Origin of the sequence: Candidatus Magnetobacterium casense, assembly GCF_019173545.1 — a bacterium.
GTDB classification, from domain to species: domain Bacteria; phylum Nitrospirota; class Thermodesulfovibrionia; order Thermodesulfovibrionales; family Magnetobacteriaceae; genus Magnetobacterium; species Magnetobacterium cryptolimnobacter.
Genome location: NZ_JABXWD010000660.1, coordinates 1 through 1,399, shown reverse-complemented (window position 1 = coordinate 1,399; position 1,399 = coordinate 1). Strand labels below are relative to the sequence as shown.

2 protein-coding genes are annotated in these 1,399 nt (G+C 53.0%); one reads left to right on the top strand and one right to left on the bottom strand.

Translation table 11 applies throughout. From position 1 onward, the window contains the following. Positions 1-42 precede the first annotated feature (42 nt). Positions 43-987 (bottom strand): transcription antitermination factor NusB, encoded by a 945-nt coding sequence (locus tag HWQ67_RS18515; RefSeq protein ID WP_218254172.1) that lies wholly within the window; start codon positions 985-987, stop codon positions 43-45. Positions 988-1,197: 210 nt separating this feature from the next. Between HWQ67_RS18515 and HWQ67_RS18510 the strand changes: the two genes are divergently transcribed. Then, positions 1,198-1,399, top strand: a 202-nt coding sequence (locus HWQ67_RS18510; RefSeq protein ID WP_218254171.1) for a PD-(D/E)XK nuclease family transposase, incomplete at its 3' end; no start/stop codon positions are given.

Below are 1,399 nucleotides of genomic sequence, written 5' to 3'. Positions count from 1 at the left end.
GAGGCAAGGCCACACACATGGCCGCACTGGGCAACGACAAACTCAACATAGTGCCCTGATATCTGCAACCACAGGGGTTATGCTCTTAATCCCGAGAGTTTGGGCGTTTTGTATTATCCTGTTGACCCTGTTTTTGCTGCCGTCAACGGCCACTATGTTGAGTTTGTCGTTGCCCAGTGCGGCCATGTGTGTGGCCTTGCCTCCCGGTGCGGAACAGGCGTCGAGGCAGTAGTCGCCCTCCTGTGGGTCGAGCAGGAAGCTCACCAACTGTGATGCCTCATCCTGGATATACACCTTGCCCCTGAGCGGGTCCAGTGCGGCCATGGGGATGTGTTCCGTGAGCCTTATTCCGTGTGGGCTATACCGGCAGAGGGCATACCCTATGCGCAGAGCGTCAAGCTCTCGTGCTATCTCCTGCCGTGTGGTGACGATGGTGTTGACCCGCAGTGTGGGTGCTGATGTTGTATTGTTGGCCTGCGCAAGGGCCAGTGTCCTGGTCGGGCCAAATCGTCTCAGCCATCTCTCTGCAAGCCACTGCGGCGAAGACGTGGACAGGACTATATGCTGCAAGGGCGACTCCTCCAACGAGGGGATAATCAGTTGGTGGCTGTTTCTGAGCAATTGCCGCAGGACGCCGTTTACGACAACGGCATGTGTACCGAAGGCCTTTTCGATTTCGACCGATTCATTGACCGCCGCCCTATCGGGCACCCTCATGTGGGTTATCTGGTACACGGCGAGTCTGAGGTTGTTCATGGTGAAAGGCTTAAGGCCAGAGGGTTTCTTCAGAAACGCCCTCAACATCCAATCCAGCGTATCCCTGTAGCGGAGCACGCCATAGACAAGCTCCATCAAAAATGCCCTGTCCCGCTGCTCCAGGTCATCAGCAGACCGCTCCAGGACGTCCTTGGGCAGCCCCTTGCCCATGGCAATTGCATCAAGTGCCCTCAGGGCCATCACCCTAACGTTGTCCGCCTTACCCTTCATGCTTATGATTATACCAAAAGATGGCAGAGAAATGTGGGGCACCCCGCAAGGGGAGGGGCGAGCCGCAATCTTGTCGCAGCGGGTCGCACCCGCCCCGGGCACGAAGAAGTCCCCTTGACCCCCATTATTTCACACTCAAATATCATGCCTGAAAAAAACTACGCCATTTCAGTATATAACAAAATATTCGGGTATGTGTTAAAATAAAGTATGAGATTTGTTGACGTAAAAAGTGACATAGCCTTTAAGAGGATATTCGGCAACGAAAGCAGGAAAGAGATACTGATATCTTTTTTAAATGCTGTGCTAGACCTCAATGGTGACAAGGAGCTTGATGACATATCGATCCTTAGTCCCTATCAGACGCCCAAAGTAAAAGATTTGAAGTATACCGTTATAGACATAAGGGCGA